17 protein-coding genes are annotated in these 18,724 nt (G+C 71.5%); 10 read left to right on the forward strand and 7 right to left on the reverse strand.

Annotation, left to right across the window (positions count from 1 at the left end; all coding sequences use genetic code 11):
* Positions 1-7 precede the first annotated feature (7 nt).
* The gene (locus tag AB2L57_RS04430; protein WP_292811069.1) at positions 8-1,594 is read right to left on the reverse strand and encodes a polysaccharide biosynthesis tyrosine autokinase; all 1,587 of its coding nucleotides are present in this window, start codon (positions 1,592-1,594) and stop codon (positions 8-10) included.
* Between the two features lie 245 nt (positions 1,595-1,839).
* Here AB2L57_RS04430 and AB2L57_RS04435 point away from each other — a divergent pair, with 245 nt between their 5' ends.
* The gene (locus AB2L57_RS04435) at positions 1,840-2,337 is read left to right on the forward strand and encodes a DUF305 domain-containing protein (RefSeq protein WP_292811072.1); all 498 of its coding nucleotides are present in this window, start codon (positions 1,840-1,842) and stop codon (positions 2,335-2,337) included.
* Here AB2L57_RS04435 and AB2L57_RS04440 read toward each other — a convergent pair.
* On the reverse strand, positions 2,331-3,329 hold the full coding sequence (locus tag AB2L57_RS04440) for a putative zinc-binding metallopeptidase (protein ID WP_409048184.1): 999 nt from the start codon (positions 3,327-3,329) through the stop codon (positions 2,331-2,333). The two genes, AB2L57_RS04435 and AB2L57_RS04440, sit on opposite strands and share 7 nt — an antisense overlap.
* Before the next feature lie 125 nt (positions 3,330-3,454).
* On the opposite strand from AB2L57_RS04440, the gene AB2L57_RS04445 reads away from it, so the two are divergent.
* Both AB2L57_RS04445 and AB2L57_RS04450 read left to right on the forward strand, forming a co-directional pair.
* Positions 3,455-3,757, forward strand: a complete 303-nt coding sequence (locus AB2L57_RS04445) for a hypothetical protein (RefSeq protein WP_292813417.1) — start codon at positions 3,455-3,457, stop codon at positions 3,755-3,757.
* 62 nt (positions 3,758-3,819) lie between these two features.
* Positions 3,820-4,410, forward strand: coding sequence for a hypothetical protein (locus tag AB2L57_RS04450; protein WP_292813414.1), 591 nt, complete (start codon positions 3,820-3,822; stop codon positions 4,408-4,410).
* 57 nt (positions 4,411-4,467) lie between these two features.
* Here the strand turns inward: AB2L57_RS04450 and AB2L57_RS04455 are convergent, their stop codons facing one another.
* The 3 genes from AB2L57_RS04455 to AB2L57_RS04465 form a co-directional block, all read right to left on the reverse strand.
* On the reverse strand, positions 4,468-6,999 hold the full coding sequence (locus AB2L57_RS04455; RefSeq protein WP_409048185.1) for a polysaccharide pyruvyl transferase family protein: 2,532 nt from the start codon (positions 6,997-6,999) through the stop codon (positions 4,468-4,470).
* A 248-nt stretch (positions 7,000-7,247) separates the two neighbouring features.
* Positions 7,248-7,685, reverse strand: coding sequence for a DUF4190 domain-containing protein (locus AB2L57_RS04460; protein ID WP_409048186.1), 438 nt, complete (start codon positions 7,683-7,685; stop codon positions 7,248-7,250).
* Between the two features lie 99 nt (positions 7,686-7,784).
* Positions 7,785-8,399 (reverse strand): low molecular weight phosphatase family protein, encoded by a 615-nt coding sequence (locus AB2L57_RS04465; protein WP_409048187.1) that lies wholly within the window; start codon positions 8,397-8,399, stop codon positions 7,785-7,787.
* Position 8,400: 1 nt separating this feature from the next.
* Between AB2L57_RS04465 and AB2L57_RS04470 the strand changes: the two genes are divergently transcribed.
* From AB2L57_RS04470 to glmM, 5 genes are all read left to right on the forward strand, one after another.
* Positions 8,401-9,297: a lysostaphin resistance A-like protein gene (locus AB2L57_RS04470; RefSeq protein ID WP_409048188.1), complete on the forward strand. Its 897-nt coding sequence runs from the start codon at positions 8,401-8,403 to the stop codon at positions 9,295-9,297.
* Between the two features lie 270 nt (positions 9,298-9,567).
* Positions 9,568-10,407: a universal stress protein gene (locus tag AB2L57_RS04475; RefSeq protein WP_292813402.1), complete on the forward strand. Its 840-nt coding sequence runs from the start codon at positions 9,568-9,570 to the stop codon at positions 10,405-10,407.
* A 224-nt stretch (positions 10,408-10,631) separates the two neighbouring features.
* A complete protein-coding gene (rplM, locus tag AB2L57_RS04480) occupies positions 10,632-11,078 on the forward strand; it encodes a 50S ribosomal protein L13 (RefSeq protein ID WP_292813401.1) in 447 nt (148 codons plus the stop codon).
* A gap of 35 nt (positions 11,079-11,113) precedes the next feature.
* Entirely contained in the window at positions 11,114-11,599 is a 486-nt protein-coding gene (gene rpsI / locus AB2L57_RS04485; protein WP_292813398.1) for a 30S ribosomal protein S9, read from the forward strand.
* Positions 11,600-11,641: 42 nt separating this feature from the next.
* The gene (gene glmM, locus AB2L57_RS04490) at positions 11,642-13,000 is read left to right on the forward strand and encodes a phosphoglucosamine mutase (protein ID WP_409048189.1); all 1,359 of its coding nucleotides are present in this window, start codon (positions 11,642-11,644) and stop codon (positions 12,998-13,000) included.
* A gap of 433 nt (positions 13,001-13,433) precedes the next feature.
* Here the strand turns inward: glmM and AB2L57_RS04495 are convergent, their stop codons facing one another.
* Together AB2L57_RS04495 and AB2L57_RS04500 are read right to left on the reverse strand one after the other, a co-directional pair.
* Positions 13,434-14,624, reverse strand: a complete 1,191-nt coding sequence (locus tag AB2L57_RS04495) for a sensor histidine kinase (protein WP_292813393.1) — start codon at positions 14,622-14,624, stop codon at positions 13,434-13,436.
* Between the two features lie 213 nt (positions 14,625-14,837).
* A complete protein-coding gene (locus AB2L57_RS04500; protein ID WP_409048190.1) occupies positions 14,838-15,770 on the reverse strand; it encodes a Ppx/GppA phosphatase family protein in 933 nt (310 codons plus the stop codon).
* Between the two features lie 66 nt (positions 15,771-15,836).
* Here AB2L57_RS04500 and coaA point away from each other — a divergent pair, with 66 nt between their 5' ends.
* Complete coding sequence (gene coaA / locus AB2L57_RS04505; protein WP_409048191.1) at positions 15,837-16,775, forward strand: type I pantothenate kinase; 939 nt, start codon at positions 15,837-15,839, stop codon at positions 16,773-16,775.
* An 89-nt stretch (positions 16,776-16,864) separates the two neighbouring features.
* Positions 16,865-18,721 (forward strand): glutamine--fructose-6-phosphate transaminase (isomerizing), encoded by a 1,857-nt coding sequence (gene glmS / locus AB2L57_RS04510; RefSeq protein WP_292813753.1) that lies wholly within the window; start codon positions 16,865-16,867, stop codon positions 18,719-18,721.
* Positions 18,722-18,724: the final 3 nt, after the last annotated feature.

Genomic DNA, 18,724 nt, shown 5'->3' on the forward strand with positions numbered 1-18,724 from the left:
GCGTCCCCTACGGCGTCTGCGAGCGCTGCCCGGCCGTGGCAGCCGCGCCGTCGCGGCCCTGGGATCCCGACGCACCCGGCGCCCCCGGCGCACCGGACGCACCCGGCGCCCCCGGCGCACCGGACGCACCCGGCGCCCCCGGCGCCCCCGACTGCCCGCGGCGCGTCCGCGGCCCGGGCGACTTCGGCGTCTTCGGTGCCTTGCCGGTCTTGGCCGGCTCCTGCGAGTACCCGTAGCCGCCGTATCCGTAGCCGTACCCATAGCCGTAGCCGTAGGCATCCGGTCCGCGCGTCGGGACCATCGTGAGCACGAGGCCCGCGACCTTCGCGTCGACGGTCTCGAGCGCGTCGATCGCGCCCTCGAGCTGGTGGCGGTTGGTCTCACCCGCGGCGACGATCACGATCGCGCCGCTCGTGCGCTTGGCGAGCACGGCCGCGTCGGTGACGGGCAGCAGCGGGGGAGCGTCGAGGATCACGACGTCGACGTCGCGCGAGAAGGACTCCAGCAGTGCGTGCATCTGCTGCGAGCCCAGCAGCTCGCTCGGGTTGGGCGGGATCTTGCCGGCCGGCAGCACGAACAGCGAGCGGTTGCCCCACTGCTGCACGACATCGGTCAGCTGCACGCGGCCGATCAGCACATCGGTCAGGCCCGCGCCGCCCTCGAGGCCGAGGTACTCATGCACCTTGGGTTTGCGCAGATCGGCGTCGACGAGCACGACGCGCTTGCCGGCGTCGGCGAGGGCGATGGCGAGGTTGACGGATGTCGTCGACTTGCCCTCGCTGGGCACGCTCGAGGTGACGACGAAGCTGTGTCCGCCGTCCATGTCGAGGAACTGCAGGTTCGTGCGCAGGGCGCGGAAGGCCTCGCTGCGCGGATTCTGCGGGTCCTCCTTGAGGATGATCGGCCGCTCCTTCGCGCGCGGGTCGAAGGGGATCGCGCCGATGATCGGACGGTCGGTGACGAGCTCGACATCCCGGGTGCCGCGGATGCGGGTGTCGAGCACCGTGCGCAGCACCGCGAATCCGATGCCCAGCGCCAGACCCACGAGGGCGCCGAGGGCGAGGTTGAGCGGCACGTTCGGGCTGACGGGCACGAACGGCGCCTCGGCGTCCTTGACGCGCGTGAGCTTGATGGGGCTCGTGTCGGAGTCGGGAAGCGTCTCGAGGTCCTCGACCTGGCTGGTCAGGCTCGCCGCGATCGCGTTGGCGAGGTCGGCGGCCAGTACGGGGTCGGGGTCGGCCACCGAAACCTGGATGATCGTGGTGTTCAGCGGGCTGGTCGCGCTGACCTGGGCGCCGAGGGATGCTGCGGTCGTGTCTTCGAGGTCGAGCTCGGTGATGACGGGGTTGAGCACGATGGGCGTGTTCACGAGGTTGACGTACGTCGTCACGCGCGCCTGCGTGAAGGTGTTGCCCTGCTGCAGCTCGGCGACCGTCGACCCGGCCTGGCTCGAGACGAACACCTGGCTGGAGGCCTCGTACACGGGTTCGCGGGTCAGGCTGTATGCCGCGGCGGCCCCGATCCCGAGCAGGGTCAGGGCTACGATCACGAGCCAGTTCTTGCGCAGGATGCGGATGTAGTCGCTGAGCTCCACGGGGTCCCTTCGGGCGTCGCCTGCTGCTCCGGTGGGGGGAGTTGTGGGGAAGAGCGGTGCGTGCGATGCGGCGTCGTTCGGTTGCCTTTTGCGGCGTTGCCTATCCTGCCACACGGGTGTTTCGGCGAAGGGTCGCGCGCGGCGCGGATCCGCGAGCCCCTACCAGCCGCTCGATCCCGTCGCAACGGGGATGATCCGGCGGCCGCGACGGGCGTACCGTGGCGTGCTTCGAGAAGGGAGACATCATGTCCGACAGCACCGCCGACCGGGGGTCGGCATCCGATCACTCGAAGGCGCCGCGCATCAACAGCTACGGCAAGCTCGCCATCTCGCTCGCGATCAGCCTCCTCGTGATGTGGGTGCTCACGATGTCGATGATCTGGGTGATCGATGACTACTACTGGAACCTGTCCAACTTCTACATGGCCCTGATCATGGTCGCCCCGATGGGGATCATCATGGTGCTTGTCATGTGGTCGATGTTCCCGCGCCTGTGGATCAACATCGCGCTCCTGGCCGGCTTCGTCGCGCTGTTCGTCACGGCGCTGCTCCTCGGTCGGGGCGGCGTGTTCGTCGGAGACGAGCAGTTTCTGAAGTCGATGATCCCGCATCATTCGCGCGCCGTGCTCGTGTGCGAGCAGTCCGACATCACCGATCCCGAGATCATCGCGCTCTGCGACACGATCGTCCAGACGCAGCTGGAGGAGATCGATCAGATGAAGGACATCCTCGACCGCTACTGACCCGCCCCCGGCCGCAGCGACGCGACGAAGTCGAGCTTGTCGAGCACGGGCGCAGGGATGACGAAGGGGTACAGGTCGTCCTTGCCCATGGAGCGGTTGACCATGTTCAAGGCGATCGAGAGGGGGATCCACACGCGCGTCACGACGTCGCGGAAGGCGACGACATCCTCGAGCGCCACCGGCTCGGCGAGCCCGTAGGCGGTCGACGTCTCGATCGTGTCGCAGATGTGCAGGTAGTGCGCCCAGGTCTCGGCGAAGTCCTCGTACGGGTGCATCGTCGCGTAGGCGCTGATGAATGAGCCCGGCCATCCGGCCGGCGCACCGTCGGCGTAGTGCCGGTTCACCGCCTCTTCGTAGTCGGCGCGCTCGTCGCCGAAGAGCGCGCGGGCGCGATCCAGGATGCTGCCACCCGCCGCCTCGACGAGCCGCCACTGGATGTAGTGGCCGATCTCGTGACGGAAGTGCCCGAGCATCGTCCGGTAGGGCTCGTCGAGTCGCACCCGCACCCGTTCGCGATACGCGTCGTCGCCCTCGGCGAGGTTGATGGTGATGACGCCCTGGTCGTGACCGGTGACGACGTCCTCGTGCGTGTCCGAGAGCAGATCGAAGCACAGGCCGGTCGTCGGATTCGTGCGGCGCGACTCGATCTCGAAGCCCAGCCGGTCGAGGTCGACGATCAGGCGGCGCTTGGCGCGCTCGGCGATCTGGAAGCTGCGCATGCCGCGCGCGTCGGCGTCGTTCGGGCGGGTGCGGGTGAGGTCGCAGCTGACGCACTGCCCGCCCGGCGTCGCGGCGAGCCAGGTGCATCCCGACAGGCCGAGGTTGCGGCAGATGTGCCAGGTCGCACCGTCGGCGTCGGTGTACCGACCGGCCACGATCGGCACGATGTCGACCTCGGTGCGCGAGAAGGCGAGGTCGGAGCCGCACGAGACGCACACCGAGTTCTCGAAGTGCAGCGGGTTGGCGCACACGCGGCAGCGGAAGGCTCTCATGCCGTCATGCTGTCACGCCCCACGCGCGGCGAGGGCGGGGTTGACGCGGCCACGGTGGAACCCGGCGGCGGCGACCACGGAGTGCGGGCGGTGGGGGCGGACGCGGTGGCGGCTAGGCTCGCGGCATGGAGGAATGGGTCGGCGAGGCCGCGGAACAGCTCGAGCGCATCACGCGCGACCCGATGGCGGATGCCGCGCACGGCGCGATCCGCGTCGTGTCGGTCTCCGCGCCCACGGGGCACGCCCGGTATCAGGAGCTCACGGTGCAGGCGCAGGTGTCGGCCCTCGGCATCGAGGAGAAGACCCAGCCCCTCGTGGTCGTGCTCGACACCCGTCGCCTCCCTCCCGTCGGCGCGGTGCTGCCGGCACGCATCTCGCGCACCCACGAGGGCATGATCGAGGTCGACTGGGAGTCGCTCGCCCGCTGAGCCCGGCATCGGGCGGCCCGGCCGCTCAGCGAACATCGAGGTGCGTGCGGTGGGGTGGGTCGATGGGTAGGCGCAGGTCCGGTGCGGCACGCACCAACGTCGGCATCGCGGTGGCCCTCGTGGCCGCCGGGGCGCTGGCGCTCGGCACGGCCGAGATCGTGTCGTCGACCCGGAGCTCGGCGGCGTCGTGCGTCGCGGGCGAGGGGGCGGCAGCATCCATCGCCGGGTACCGGGGCGTGCAGCTCGAGAACGCCGCCGCGATCATGGATGCCGCCACCGCTGTCGGCTTCGGCGCCGATGCGCAGGTGCTCGGTGTGATGGCGGCGATGGGGGAGTCGGGTCTGCGCAACATCGACTACGGCGACTGGGAGACCTCGGGCGTGCGCAATCCCGACGGCTCGCGCACGACCTCGATCGGGCTGTTCCAGCAGCAGGAGGGCTGGGGTTCGGTCGATGAGCGGATGGATCCGTCGCGCTCGGCGACCCTCTTCTTCGCGCGTCTCGCCGAGGTCGAGGGGTGGCAGGACATGAAGCCCACGCGGGCGATCCACGCGGTGCAGATCAACGCCGACCCCCACCACTACGCGCGCTGGGAGCGATCCGCGCGCGCCGTCGTCGAGGGCCTGTCGCCGGGCGGCTGCGGGGCGCGCTGATCCCGCGGCCAGGCCGCCGCCGCCGACCCGCGGCCGGGCCCACGACCGCGACCCGGGTCAGCGCGAGGACACGCGTGTCGGCGCGGTGGCGCCCGTCGCGAGCGGCGACATCAGTGCCCGAGCCCGGGCGCGCACGTGCCGCACCTCGGCCCGCGCGCCGGTGAGGGCCGCGGTGAGTTCGTACGGGGAGCGCGAAGCGGCCGACTCGATCGCGGCGGCGACCGCGACAGCATCCATGCCGGTGGCCTCGACCGACACCTCGTGCACGCCGACCCACGCGAAGTGCGCGCGCACCTTGCCGCTCGGCCCGGCGACCAGCTCGAGCGGGATCGCCCCGCAGGAGGCCGCGAGGATCAGCACGTGAAGACGGTCGGAGAGCACGACAGTCGCGCGCTCGTAGAGGCTCAGCAGTCGGCGCTCCTGCACGAGATCGGGCACGGATCCCCAGCCGAACGCCTCCGCATCCAGGGCCGCGGCGAGCTCGTCGGCGCGCGCCTCGTCTCCGCGCACCTGGGCGCTCACGACGATCCGCAGGCCGCGGGACCCGGCGAAGGACCGCACGCCCGCGAGCCATGCGTCGGGCGGGAAGGCGCGGGCGCCGCGCAGGCTGATCACGAGGGTGTCGCGAGCCGCCCCCGAGGGGCCGGGCTCGCCGGTGGGGATCGCGTCGCGCGCGAACGCGATGTCGGGGCTGCGCACCGCGCCGGGGACGAGCTCGAACGACGCCTGTTCGCGCATGGGCGAGAAGTCGGCCAGTCGTGCCGACATCCGATACACCCAGAGCGAGGGTGCGCTGATGCGGGCGAGCGCGCGCGGCGCGTAGACGATCGTGCCGCGTCGGGCCTTGACGGCGAGACCGAGCGCCAGGAAGACGAGCTCGCGCACGACGTGGCGCGACTCGAGCTGCACCTCGCCGGGCTCGAACAGCAGCACCGGCCGGGGCGTGGTCAGCAGCGCGCGGATCCACGCCTGGGCGCCGGGGCGCCGCCGGTACACGGGGCCCAGCGGCGCCGCACCGATCTGGTCGATCCAGGCGTCGGGCGCGCGTCCGACGTAGGTGTGCACCGGGCCGATGCCGTGCACCCACTCGAGCGTCTCGCGCCGGATGATCGCGTCGCCGATGTTGGGGTAGTCGCCCGTCATCGCCGCGAAGACCGTGCGCTCGCCGGGCTCGGCGGGCCGGCTCTCGCCCGTCACGCCGGCGCGGGATGCTGTCGCCTCGGTGGACGCGGGCTCGCCCGTTGCCGCGCCCGGCGACGCGTCGGCCGCGGCAGTGACCGGGGGAGCCGCGTTCGCGCGGTGTTCGCGGTCGAAGGTGCGCGCCGCGCGGAAGACGAAGACGAGCGAGAGGGCGTAGGCGAGCGCCCACGCGATCGAGAAGCTCAGCACGACGACGCCGATGTCGCCGGTGAGCGCGGCGGCGACGAGCCCCGTCGTCCAGGTGAGAGCTGCCCGCGTGAACTGCAACGCGAACAGGCGGCGCTCGCGGCCGAGCATCACGAAGAGGAAGTCGGTCGGCGAGACGGCGACCTGCAGCGTGGCGGGGATCGCGAGCATCGCGATCAGGACGCCGGCCGGCGCCCACTCCTCGCCGAGGACGGGACCGGCCAGCAGCGGGCCGCCGATCGCGAGCGCCGCGCCGACGAGGACGCCGAGCGCGAGGAATGCGCGCACGTGGGAGCCGAGGGACGCCGTCAGGCTCGGGCGCTGCTCGCGGATGATGCGGCTGAAGCTCAACTGCGTGACCTGGGCGAGGGCCTGGCCCGCGAGCGATATCGGCGTCGACGCGATGCGCTGGGCGACGCCCACCTGTCCGGCCGCGGCCGGTCCGACGGTCGCGCCCGCGATCACGGTGAGTCCCTGGATCGTGAGCCCCGACATCGCCCCCGCACCGATCGTGGGCAGAGCCCGGGCGAGTGTGTAGGGGGTGTCGCGGGCCGGTTCGAGCTCGGGGTCCGCGGTCTCGGCCGAACCGTCGGACCGGGCCGCGGCATCCATGGATCGTTCGCCCGTCGCGGGCTCTTTGACCAGGCGCGAGGCGGCGATGCCGATGAGTCGGCCCGCGAGCAGGGCGACGGGCAGCAGCGTGACATCGCCCCCCGAGAGGGCGAACACCGCCTGCAGAGACGCCCCCGCGACGCCGCCGACGAGGTTGCGCACCGCGAGGGCGCGCCGCGCGCCCTGCCGCACGAGGCGCGCGCCGTCGAGCAGCGGCAGCCCGAGCGCGGGCACGAGCAGGCCCGTCATGATCAGGATGCCCGACACGTCGGTGAGGCCCGAGAGGTGATCGATGACGCCCACGGCGATCAGCAGGAGGCTGAGCCCGAGCGCCACCGCGGTGCCGAGCCGCAGGCGCCGGCGAACCAGCTCGGCCGCGTGCGTGGTCGGCACGATGTACTCGAGACGCAGCGTCGCGAGCGGCAGAAGGATGAACGCGATCGCGAAGGCGAACTGGTACACGCCGAACTCGGCCGGCGGGTAGACCCGCGTGAGCACGGGCAGCACGGCGACGAGGGCGAGTTGGCCGACGACCTGACTGCCGATCAATGCGAGGGGCGCGCGTGCGCGTCCCGGTCGAAATTTCCCCACGGTAGCTCCCCAGCTTGCGCGTCGGGGAGCGCCATCGATCCCGCCTGGATGTCCATGCTGACACGGGCATGCATCGGGCGGCAGGGTATTGACGTGAGAGTTCTCTCACGCTACGGCAGGGTTCGCCTCATCCGGCGGGGCGCCGTTGCGTCCGGAGCGTCGCGGGGGACGGTCGCGACACGTCGGGCGGATGCTGTCCGCCGTGACGTGCCGCGACCGGTCGGACCCGCGATCGGCGCGGATCCGTGTCAGTTGCAGGTGATGGTCACGCCGCTGGAGACCTCGTGCGTGCCGGGGCCGTACTCCGAGCACAGGCGCGCGTACTCTTCGGCGGCACCGATCGCGAGGCCGATGAGGGCGATGCCGACGATGATCCCGATGATCATCAGGATCACGCTGATGATGATCGCCGCGAGCGCCCAGCCGTTCTTGGCACCGGCCTTGCGGCTCTGCACGAGCGCGATGATGCCGAGGATCAGGGCGACGAGCTGCACGAAGAACGACAGGATGAAGGCGACGATGCCGAGCGTCTTACCGGGCACGGGTGCTCCCGGGGCGGGCGAGGACGTGGCGTAGGCGGGCGGCGGGGCCGCACCGTACGCCGGCGGCTGGTTCGGAGCGGGGTAGCCGGCGGGGTTCTGGTTCGGGGGTGTGCTGCCCGGGGGCGGCGGTGTGGTGTCAGACATGTGCGGGTTCCCTCCCTGATCGCGCGGCACTGATGCGCGCGCAGAGCCGACGTTAGCGAGCGCGCGGGGCGCGACACAACGGGGCGCGCGGCGCGGGCCTCAGCCCGCGACGACCCGCAGCACGCGCGCGACCTCGTCGACCGCGGGGACGAGCTGCGCCGCCGCGAGGGCATAGGTGCGCTCCGATCGCCGGAAGGGGTCGATCACGTCGTCGTCGGCCGGGTCGTGCGGGGGCTCGACGGCGGAACGCAGGCTCGCGACATGGGCGACCGCGCGTCGCGCCCGCTCGGCGGGATCGGACGCGTCGCCGATCGCGGTGGCCAGGTCGGCGGCGCTCGCGTGGACCGACAGCCGGGCGAACTCCCGCACCGTGAAGGTCGAGCGAAGCCGCGCCGGCGCGAGCTCGACGATCGCCCGGCGGTGTTCGCGCGCCATGGCGAGGATCAGGTCGGGGGAGCGCAGCATCCCCTCGGTCAGTCGCCGCCCGCGGTGGGCCTGCGCCTCGGCGGGCGGGGCGCCGTGGGCGACGGCGAGGGATCCGGCCTCGGCGGGCATCGGATAGTCGATCAGGGCCCGCGTGCCGGCGCTGTGCACCTGGATGCTGCCGCCTGTGCGCGCGCGCAGCACCAGTTCGGCGAGGGGTGAACGGGCGACGTTGCCGGTGCACACCGTGAGTACCTCGAGCATGGGCGGGGCCTCCCGGTAGGTTGGCATCGTGCCCCCCGAGTCTAACGACGCTCCAGGCGGCGCCCCGGCCGCGGGCGCAGCCCCTGCCGCGGGTCCCGTCTCCGCCGCGGACACCGTCGACACCCGCGCGACGCGGGCGGCCGCACGCGCCGCCTCCGCGCCCGCGGGCGCAGCGCCCCTCTCGAGGGCCGGCTCCGACCGTCGTCCCGTCGCTCCGCGCTCGTGGACCGCCGGCGGATCGACTGTGCAGGACTGGGGCTACGACCTGCTCGGCTGGGCGATGATCTCCTTCGCCGCCGGCATCCTGCTCTCGGCCGGCATCCCGTCGGTCGTGCCGGGCGCGACCGGCGTGCTGATCGCGGGCATCGCCCTCTGGCTCGGCATGGCCGTGCCCGTGGCGCTCGCCTTCGCGCGGTCGCGGCCGCGGGGGCTGCTGCGCTTCCGCCCGGTCGATCTGCTGTACGGCGTCGTGCTGGGCGGCGTCCTGCGCCTCGCGCAGGGCTGGTTCGAACAGGCCGCGGCCGGAGGCCCCGTGCCCTTCCCCTCCTACCCCACGATCGACGGGCAGCTGTCGTCGTCGTGGTGGTTCGCCGACGCGCTCGCGCCCGTCGTCATCTCGCCGGTGATCGAGGAGTTCTTCTTCCGCGGCGTGCTGCTCGTCGTCATCTACACGGTCGTGCGCCGCGCGCTGGGCGCGCGGGTCGCGGCGTTCGTTGCGGTCGTCGTGACGACCGGTGTCTTCGTCGCCGCACACACGCTCAACGGCGCGCTCGGCTGGGACGACGTCGTCAGCTACGCCCTCGTCGGCATCGTGTGCGGGATGCTGGTGCTCCTCACCCGGCGCATCTGGGGCGCCGTGCTCGTGCACATCGTCTTCAACGCGACCTGGGTGGCGCTCGCGACGGCGGGCACGCTCCTCTCCTGAGCCCGCATTGCCGCCCTGCCCCTGTCGGGGTGTCCCACTTTTCGTCGGTTCCGGTGCCGCTGGGCGACAGATTTCGGGACATGCCGAATGAGTGCGGCGCGGCATCCGCCCTGCCCTTGTCGGGGTGTCCCACTTTTCGTCGGTTCCGGTGCCGCTGGGCGACAGATTTCGGGACATCTTCAGGGGAGTGCGGCACCCGTTTTGCACGGCCGCTGACCCCGCGCGCCGCCCCGCGCAGGCGTAGCGTCGAAACCGACAAAGGGGTTCATCATGAACGAACGCATCATCGTCGGAATCACGGATGCCCAGGCCTCGCGTCGCGCACTGGACTGGGCCACGCGGCGGGCCGCTGATCGGCACCAGAGCCTGCTGCTCGTCTCCATCGTCGGGGGCGCGGTCGGTGCCGTGGGCGAGGGAAGAGTGGTGGATGCCGCCCTCGAGCGCACCCAGGAGATGCTCGATCGCGAGGCCGCTCGCATCGCCGAGTTCCGCATCCCCGTCGAGACCCGCATCGGACGCGGCGATCCGGTCGAGCAGCTGATCCGCGCGGCGGAGAACTCGGCGCTGCTCGTCATCGGCAGCGACTACCGCGGCCACGGGCTCGGTCCTGTGCGCGGTCATCGCGGTATCCGCATCGTCGCGGGCGCCCACTGCCCCGTCGTCGTGGTGCCCGACATCGACGTGTCGGAGCGCCGCGGTGTGATCGTGGGTGTCGACGGCTCCGAGATCTCCGAGGCCGCGATCGCCTTCGCCGCCGCCGAGGCCGATCGCCGCGGCGAGAGTCTCACGGCGATCGGCACGTGGTCGCCGCTGGCCGTCCCGATGGGGGGACTCGCGTACCCCGACGACTACGTCGAGAACATGCAGAAGCTCACCGCCGAGAACCTCGGCATCTCGGTCGCAGGGCTGCGCCAGGACTATCCCGACCTGCACATCGAACAGGTCGTCGAGTCGGGGCTGCCCGGCGCGATCCTCTCGCGCCACGGCGCCACCGCGAGCCTCGTCGTCGTGGGCAGCCACGGGCGCGGCGCGTTCCGCCGGTTCCTGCTCGGCTCGGTGAGCGAAGAGGTGCTCGCCAAGCTCACGACGGTCACGGCCGTCGTGAGGTGACACGCACGACGGGGATGCTGTGGCCCGCATGACCCGCGGGGGCGCGGGGATTTGGGTCACAGCATCCCTTCGGGGTAGTCTTTCCCTTTGGTGCCTGCGTCCTGCTGACCGGGTACCGCGAACGTGAGCCCTCCACCGGCCCGTTGCCCCGGCATCCGCCGTCGACAACAGCCCCGGAGCGGGATTCACGAACCTCTCCGTTCGATCAAGAAAGCAGCACCACTGTGACGCGCACCTACACCCCCAAGGCTGGCGAAGCCCAGCGCGAGTGGCTCATCATCGACGCGACCGACGTCGTGCTCGGCCGCCTCGCGAGCCACGCCGCCGTCCTGCTCCGCGGCAAGCACAAGGCCACCTTCTCCAACCACATGGACATGGGCGACTTCGTGATCATCATCAACGCCGAGAAGGTGGCGCTGACGGGTCAGAAGCTGCAGAAGAAGATGGCCTACCGCCACTCGGGCTACCCGGGCGGCCTCAAGTCCGTCTCGTACGAGGAGCTTCTCGAGAAGAACCCCGTGCGCGCCGTCGAGAAGGCCGTGCGCGGCATGCTCCCGAAGAACAGCCTGGGCGCGCAGCAGCTGCGCAAGCTCAAGGTCTACCGCGGCGCCGAGCACCCCCACGGTGCGCAGCAGCCCACCACGTACACCCTCGACCAGGTCGCCCAGTAAGCGCCGCCGACTTTCCAGGACTTAAGGACACACTCGTGGCGAAGATCTCCGACTCCATCGAAACCCCTCAGAACTACTCGACCGAGACGCCCGCCGAGCAGGCCCAGGCCGTCGCCGAGCGCCCCGTGCTCTCGGTCCCCGGTGCGGCCGTCGGCCGCCGCAAGCAGGCCATCGCCCGCGTGCGCCTCGTTCCCGGCTCGGGCACCATCACGGTGAACGGCCGCACGCTCGAGGACTACTTCCCCAACAAGCTGCACCAGCAGCTCATCAACGACCCCTTCACGGTCCTCAACCTCACCGGCGCGTACGACGTCATCGCACGCATCTCGGGTGGTGGCCCCTCGGGCCAGGCCGGTGCGCTGCGCCTGGGCATCGCCCGCGCGCTCAACGAGATCGACGCCGAGCACAACCGCCCGACGCTGAAGAAGGCCGGCTTCCTCTCGCGCGACGCGCGCGTGAAGGAGCGCAAGAAGGCCGGTCTCAAGAAGGCCCGCAAGGCTCCCCAGTACTCGAAGCGTTGATCCCCGGTTCTTCCGGGATCACCGTTCACGGGTAGGGATCCGATGCCGCTCTTCGGCACGGACGGCGTGCGGGGGCTGGCCAACGGCCCCCTCACCGCCGACCTCGCTCTCACTCTGGCCCAGGCGACCGCCGTCGTCCTGGGCCAGGGTCGTACCGCCGACGCGCGCCGCGCCGCGGGCAAACGCCTCACGGCCGTCGTCGCCCGCGATCCGCGCGTATCGGGGGAGTTCCTCACGGCCGCCGTCGCGGCGGGCCTGGCATCGTCGGGCGTCGACGTGCTCGAGGCGGGCGTGCTGCCCACGCCCGCGCTCGCCTTCCTCGTCGGCGACCGCGATGCCGATTTCGGTGTGATGGTCTCGGCATCCCACAATCCGGCCCCCGACAACGGCATCAAGATCTTCGCGCGCGGCGGTGTCAAGCTGCCCGACGAGGTCGAGCAGCGCATCGAAGCCGCCATGACCGCACCCAAGCTGCAGCCGACGGGCGAGAAGGTCGGGCGCATCATCCGCTTCTCCGACGCCGAGGACCGCTACGTCGTGCATCTGCTCGGCTCGCTCGATGTGCGCCTCGACGGGCTGCGGGTCGTGCTCGACTGCGCGCACGGCGCCGCCGCGGGCGTCTCGCCCGAGACGTTCCGGGATGTCGGAGCCGAGGTCATCGTGATCGGCGCCGATCCCGATGGGCTCAACATCAACGACGGCGTGGGTTCGACCCACCTCGATCAGCTCGCGCGCGCGGTCATCGCGCACGGCGCCGACATCGGCATCGCCCACGACGGCGACGCCGACCGCTGCCTCGCCGTGGACGCTGCCGGTCGGGTCGTCGACGGCGATCAGATCATGGCGATCCTCGCCGTCTCGATGCGCGAGCGCGGCCTGCTCGCCAACAACACGCTCGTGGCGACCGTCATGAGCAACCTCGGTCTGCATCGTGCGATGTCGGCCCACGGCATCCGCGTGCTGCAGACCGCGGTCGGCGACCGGTACGTGCTCGAGGAGATGAACGCGGGCGGTCACTCGCTCGGCGGCGAGCAGTCCGGCCACGTGATCATGAGCGAGTATGCGACGACGGGTGACGGCATCCTGACCGGACTGCATCTGGCGGCCGAGATGGCGCGCACGGGTCGCACCCTCGCCGAGCTCGCATCGATCATGACGGTGTATCCGCAGGTGCTCGTCAACGTCAAGGACGTCGACCGCACGCGCGCCTCCACCGACGAGGGCGTGGCCGTCGCGGTGGCGGCGGTCAAGGCCGAGCTCGGTGACTCGGGGCGCGTCCTGCTGCGCCCGTCCGGGACCGAGCCGCTCGTGCGTGTGATGGTGGAGGCGGCATCCGAAGACGATGCCCACCGACACGCCGACGCGCTCGCGACTGTCGTGCGGGAGCGCCTCGCTCTCTAGCGTTGCGCCGCGTGCCCGCCGCATGCCCGCCGCGGGTCGGTCGCTCCGTCACCTGGCGCGCGGGGGTGTCCCACTTTCTGTCGCCAAGCGGCGCTCAAGGCGACAGATTTTGGGACATGCCCGGCGGGCTGAGCGACGTCGGCCCGGGCTGCCTCGGGGGTGTCCCACTTTCTGTCGCCAAGCGGCGCTCAAGGCGACAGATTTTGGGACATGCCCGGCGGGCTGAGCGACGTCGGCCCGGGCTGCCTCGGGGGTGTCCCACTTTCTGTCGCCAAGCGCCGCCCGAGGCGACAGATATTGGGACATGCCCGGTGGGCTGAGCGACGTCGGCCCGGGCTGCCTCGGGGGTGTCCCACTTTCTGTCGCCAAGCGCCGCCCGAGGCGACAGATATTGGGACATGCCCGGCGGGGCGGAGGATGCTGTGGGTCGGCGCTACGCCAGCGGCACAGAGGTGGCGCCGGGGCCGGCCGCGGGATGCCGCGGTCCGCGCGCCGCGGCGACCGGCATGATCGCCGCGAGTCGGGTGCCCCCGCCGGGTTGCGTGCCGAGGTAGACGCGCCCACCGGCCAGCTCGATGCGCGTGCGCAGCTTGCCGAGCGAACGCAGATCGGCGGGCAGACGCACGCCGATACCGCGGTCGGCGACGATCATCCGCACACGCGAGTTCTCGAGGCTCAGCGACACCTCGATCTGCTGCGCGTAGCCGTGCCGCAGCGCGTTCGAGATGCCCTCGTCGGCCAGCCGCATCAGCAGGAGGCGTTTCTCGAGGCCGAGGGGGCCGTTGCCGGTGCCCTCGGTGGCGCTGATGGCGGCATCCATCCGCAGCGTCACCTCAATGGGTGCGGGAACCCGCGCGACCAGCGCCCGGAGCGCGGGCACGAGGCCGTTGCCGATCTCGCGCGGATAGATCGCCGCCTCGAGGCCGCGCCTGCCCGCGCGACGCAGGGCGTCGAGCTCGTCGAGCACCGACGCCAGGCGCACGCGATCGGAGGCGTCGGCGCGCGCCGCCAGATCCTCCAGATCGGCGCGGATCGCCTCGATGCGACCGCGCTCGCTCGATCGCAGCGCATCGGCCTCGACCTGACGGTCGCGCAGCTCGGCGCGCTGCATCCGCAGCAGGGCGTCGGCCGCGATCGCCGCCGGCAGGATCGTGCGCCGCTCCGCCGCGCGCAGGCGCTGTTGCGAGCGGGTCACCGACAGAGCGAAAGCGAAGATCAGGCTGATCATGATCGACGCCATTGCGGCGTCGATGAGCACCGAGCCCCACTGCTCCTGGCTGTAGATGCCGGTGCTCAGCTGCATGATGGCCCGCACACCACCCACCGTGGCGCCCGCGGCGGCGACGAGCCACAGGGATGCCGGGGGCCGGTGCTGCTCGATGCGCAGCCGTTCGGCGAGCAGCACGGAGACGACCACAACCGCCAGGTTGATCAGCACGCGGCGGCCGACGTCCATCAGCGGCGCGGCATCGATCCCGCGCATCGTCTCGGACTGCACACCCAGCACGAGCACCGCCTGCAGGCTCGCCGAGATCGCAAGTGCCGCCCCGAGGATCGCGACGATACGCATCATCGTGCGGGAGTCGTGCTCACGATCGCGGGGGGTCGGAGCGGGTCCGGTCACCGGCGCACGGTCCGCCGCGGGCGGGTCGCCGGGGCGCCCCGAATGCGGCTCGGACACCGGGCGACGGGCGCGACTGGGGCCGTAAGCGGGAGACACGATCGCACCTCCTGGGCACCGCGGGACAACATGGAACTCTCGTCGGCGCTCCCCAGCCACCGCCAATAGCATAACCCGGGGGCTGGTCGGCGCTGTTCGCAGGGTATTTTCAGGCGGTCAGCCCCAGCTGAGCGACTCGATGTAGCGCAGCAGCACACCCTCCCGCAGCGCCCACGGGCTCACCTCGAGCTCGTCGACATCCATCGCCCTCATCGCCTCGTGCAGCACGACGGCGCCCGCGACGATCTGGAACGTCCGGTCGGCCGTGATCCCGGGCAGCTCCTGACGGGCGGATGCCGGCAGCCGGGCCAGTCGCGGAATCCACGAGCCGAGCGCGGCGCGGGGCAGCAGCATCCGCGGGCTGCCCGACCAGCCCGAGACGGGATAGCCCGCGAGCTTGGCGAGGGAGCGGATGGCCTTGGAGGAGCCGACGACGTGTTCGGGACGCGGCTGGTCGCCGAACGCGCCCGCGACCGCCGCGAGCTCCGCGCGCGCGTGGCGGCGCAGGGCCTCGACGGCGTCCTCGCCGGGCGGGTCCTCCGGGAGGAACTGGATCGTCATGCGTCCCGCCCCGAGCGGCACGGAGGTCGCGACATCGGGCAGCTCGTCGGCACCGGAGGCGATCTCGAGCGAGCCGCCGCCGATGTCGAACAGCAGGATCTGCCCCGCCGACCAGCCGAACCAGCGCCGCACCGCGAGAAACGTGAAGCGGGCCTCGGTCTCGCCGCCGAGCACCTGCAGCGGCTGCCCGAGCGCGGCCTCGATGCGGGCGATCACCTCGGCGCCGTTGAGTGCCTCGCGCACCGCCGAGGTGGCGGTGGCCAGCAACTCCTCAACCTTCTCGGCCGCGGCGACCTCGCGCGCGGTGGTCACGGCCTGCTCGAGGGCGCGGACGCCCTCCTCGGTGATCGCACCCTCGGGGCTGAGGTAGCGCATGAGGCGCAGCACGGTGCGTTGGCTGGTGGTCGCCAGCGGCCGCCCGCCCGGTCTCGCGTCGGCGACGAGCAGGTGGACGGTGTTCGAGCCGATGTCGAGGACTCCCAGGCGCACCCGCCTCAGCGTAGTGGGGCGCACCCCTCCGCGGGCCCCGCCCGACGCCCCCGCTAGCATGGCCGGGTGCCCGCCGACGACACCGTGCCGAGTCCCTATCGCGAGATCGCGCGCAGCGAGTGGGCCCGGCTCGCCGCCGACATGGACCAGCCGCTCACCGAGCCCGAGGTCGTGCAGCTGCGGGGGCTCGGCGATCGCCTCGACATCACCGAGGTGCGAGAGGTCTACCTTCCGCTCAGCCGGCTGCTGAGCCTCTACGCGAGCGCGACGAAGAATCTCGGGGCCGACACGGCGGCCTTTCTGCAGGAGCCCGACACCACGACCCCGTTCGTCGTCGGCGTGGCGGGTTCGGTCGCGGTCGGCAAATCGACGATCGCGCGCCTGCTGCGCGAGCTGATGAGTCGCTGGCCCGGCACCCCGCGGGTCGAGCTCGTCACGACCGACGGGTTCCTCTTCCCCAACGCCGAGCTCGAGCGGCGGGGTCTGATGGAGCGCAAGGGCTTTCCCGAGTCCTACGATCGCCGGGCGCTCGTGCGGTTCCTCACCGAGGTCAAATCGGGCGCCACCGAGGTGCGCGCCCCGTTCTACTCGCACATGCGGTACGACATCGTGCCCGACGCGAGCGTCGTCGTGCGCCGCCCCGACGTCGTCATCGTCGAGGGCCTGAACGTGCTCCAGCCTCCGCCCTCGCCCAACGACGTCGCCGTGTCCGACCTGTTCGACTTCTCGGTCTACGTCGACGCCGACACCGATCACATCGCCCGCTGGTTCACCGACCGCTTCCTCGCCCTCAAGGCCGGGGCGTTCGCCAACCCCACGTCGTACTTCAACGTCTTCGCCCACCTCAGCGACGACGAGGCCGTCGAGACCGCGATGCGGTACTGGAACGACATCAACATGCCGAACCTCGTCGAGAACGTCCTGCCCACGCGCCACCGCGCGACCCTCGTGCTGCAGAAAGATGCCCGGCACAGCGTCGACCGCGTGCTGCTGCGCAAGCTCTAGGCAGGCGACGACGCGGGATGCTGTCGCCCCGCCGCGCCCGGATGCGCCGCACACGGTGGCCACAGCATCCGCCGCTTACACTCGATCGCATGTGTGGAATCGTCGGATACGTGGGCCCGCGGCCCAGCCAGGGCATCCTTCTGTCGGGCTTGGCACGCCTCGAGTATCGGGGATACGACTCCGCGGGCATCGCCGTGATCGATGCCGAAGGCGACCTCGGCATGCGCAAGCGCGCGGGCAAGCTCAGCGTGCTGCGCGGCGACCTCGAGAGCACCCCGCTCGCCGACGGCACGACCGGCATCGGACACACCCGCTGGGCCACCCACGGCGGCCCGACCGACGGCAACGCGCACCCGCACCTGGCCGACGACGACAAGCTGGCCGTGATCCACAACGGGATCATCGAGAACTTCGGCGAGCTGAAGGCCGAGATGGTGGCGGCGGGCTACACCTTCCGCAGCGAGACCGACACCGAGGTCGCGGCGGTGCTGCTCGGGCACGAGTACCGTGCTCACGGCGGCGACCTCGTCGCGGCGTTCCGCACCATCGCCGGTCGTCTCGAGGGAGCCTTCACGCTTCTCGCGATGCACCGCGACCACCCCGGGCTCGTCGTGGGCGCCCGCCGCAACTCGCCGCTGGTGATCGGGCTCGGCGAGGGCGAGAACTTCCTCGGCTCCGATGTCGCGGCCTTCGTCGAGCACACCCGTCGCGCGCTCGCGATCGGTCAGGATCAGATCGTCGCGATCACCCCCGACGGTGTGACGGTGACCGACTTCTTCGGCGGCGCCGTCGAGGTCGAGCCCTTCGAGGTGACGTGGGATGCTGCCGCCGCCGACAAGGGCGGATGGTCCTCGTTCATGGCGAAAGAGGTGTCGGAGGAGCCCGAGGCGGTCGCCAACACCATTCGCGGTCGCGTCCGCGACGGCCAGGTCGTCATTCCCGAGCTGGACGGGCTCGACGAGCTCTTCGCCGGCGTCTCGCGCATCGTCGTCATCGCATGCGGCACGGCCGCCTACGCGGGGCTTGTCGGCAAGTACGCGCTCGAGCAGTGGACGCGCATCCCCGTCGACGTCGAGCTCGCGCACGAATTCCGCTACCGCGATCCCGTGCTCGACCCCGGCACGCTCGTCGTCTCGATCAGTCAGTCCGGTGAGACGATGGACACGCTCATGGCCGTGAAGTACGCCCGCGAGCGCGGAGCCAAGACGCTGTCGATCTGCAACACGCAGGGCGCGACGATTCCCCGCGAATCCGACGCGATCGTCTACACCCACGCCGGTCCCGAGGTCGCGGTCGCCTCGACCAAGGCCTTCGTCGCGCAGATCACCGCGCTGTACCTGCTGGGTCTGCACATCGCCCGCGTGCGCGGCTGGGCGCACAGCGGCACCGAGGCCTCGCTCCTGGTTCTCGAGCTCGAGGCGATCCCGGGCAAGATCAGCCGCATCCTCGAGACCGAGAAGGAGCGCATCGAGCAGCTCGCGCACTGGATGGCCGACACCCGCTCCGTGCTCTTCCTCGGCCGCCACGTCGGGTATCCGATCGCCCTCGAGGGCGCGCTCAAGCTCAAGGAGCTCGCCTACATCCACGCCGAGGGCTTCGCGGCGGGCGAGCTCAAGCACGGACCCATCGCCCTCATCGAGCCGGGCCAGCCCGTGTTCGTCATCGTGCCCTCACCCCGCGCGTCGGCCGACATGCACAAGAAGGTCGTCTCCAGCATCCAGGAGATCCGCGCCCGCGGCGCCCGCGTCATCGCGATCGCCGAGGAGGGGGATGTCGCGGTGCTGCCCTTCGCTGACGAGGTGCTGCGCATTCCGCTCGCCGAGCCGCTCTTCGAACCGCTGCTCGCGGTCGTGCCGCTGCACATCTTCGCGATGGCGCTCGCCGAGGCCAAGGGACTCGATGTCGACCAGCCCCGCAACCTGGCCAAGTCCGTCACGGTCGAGTAGCGT

This window comes from Microbacterium sp. HA-8 (assembly GCF_046111165.1).
GTDB lineage: Bacteria > Actinomycetota > Actinomycetes > Actinomycetales > Microbacteriaceae > Microbacterium.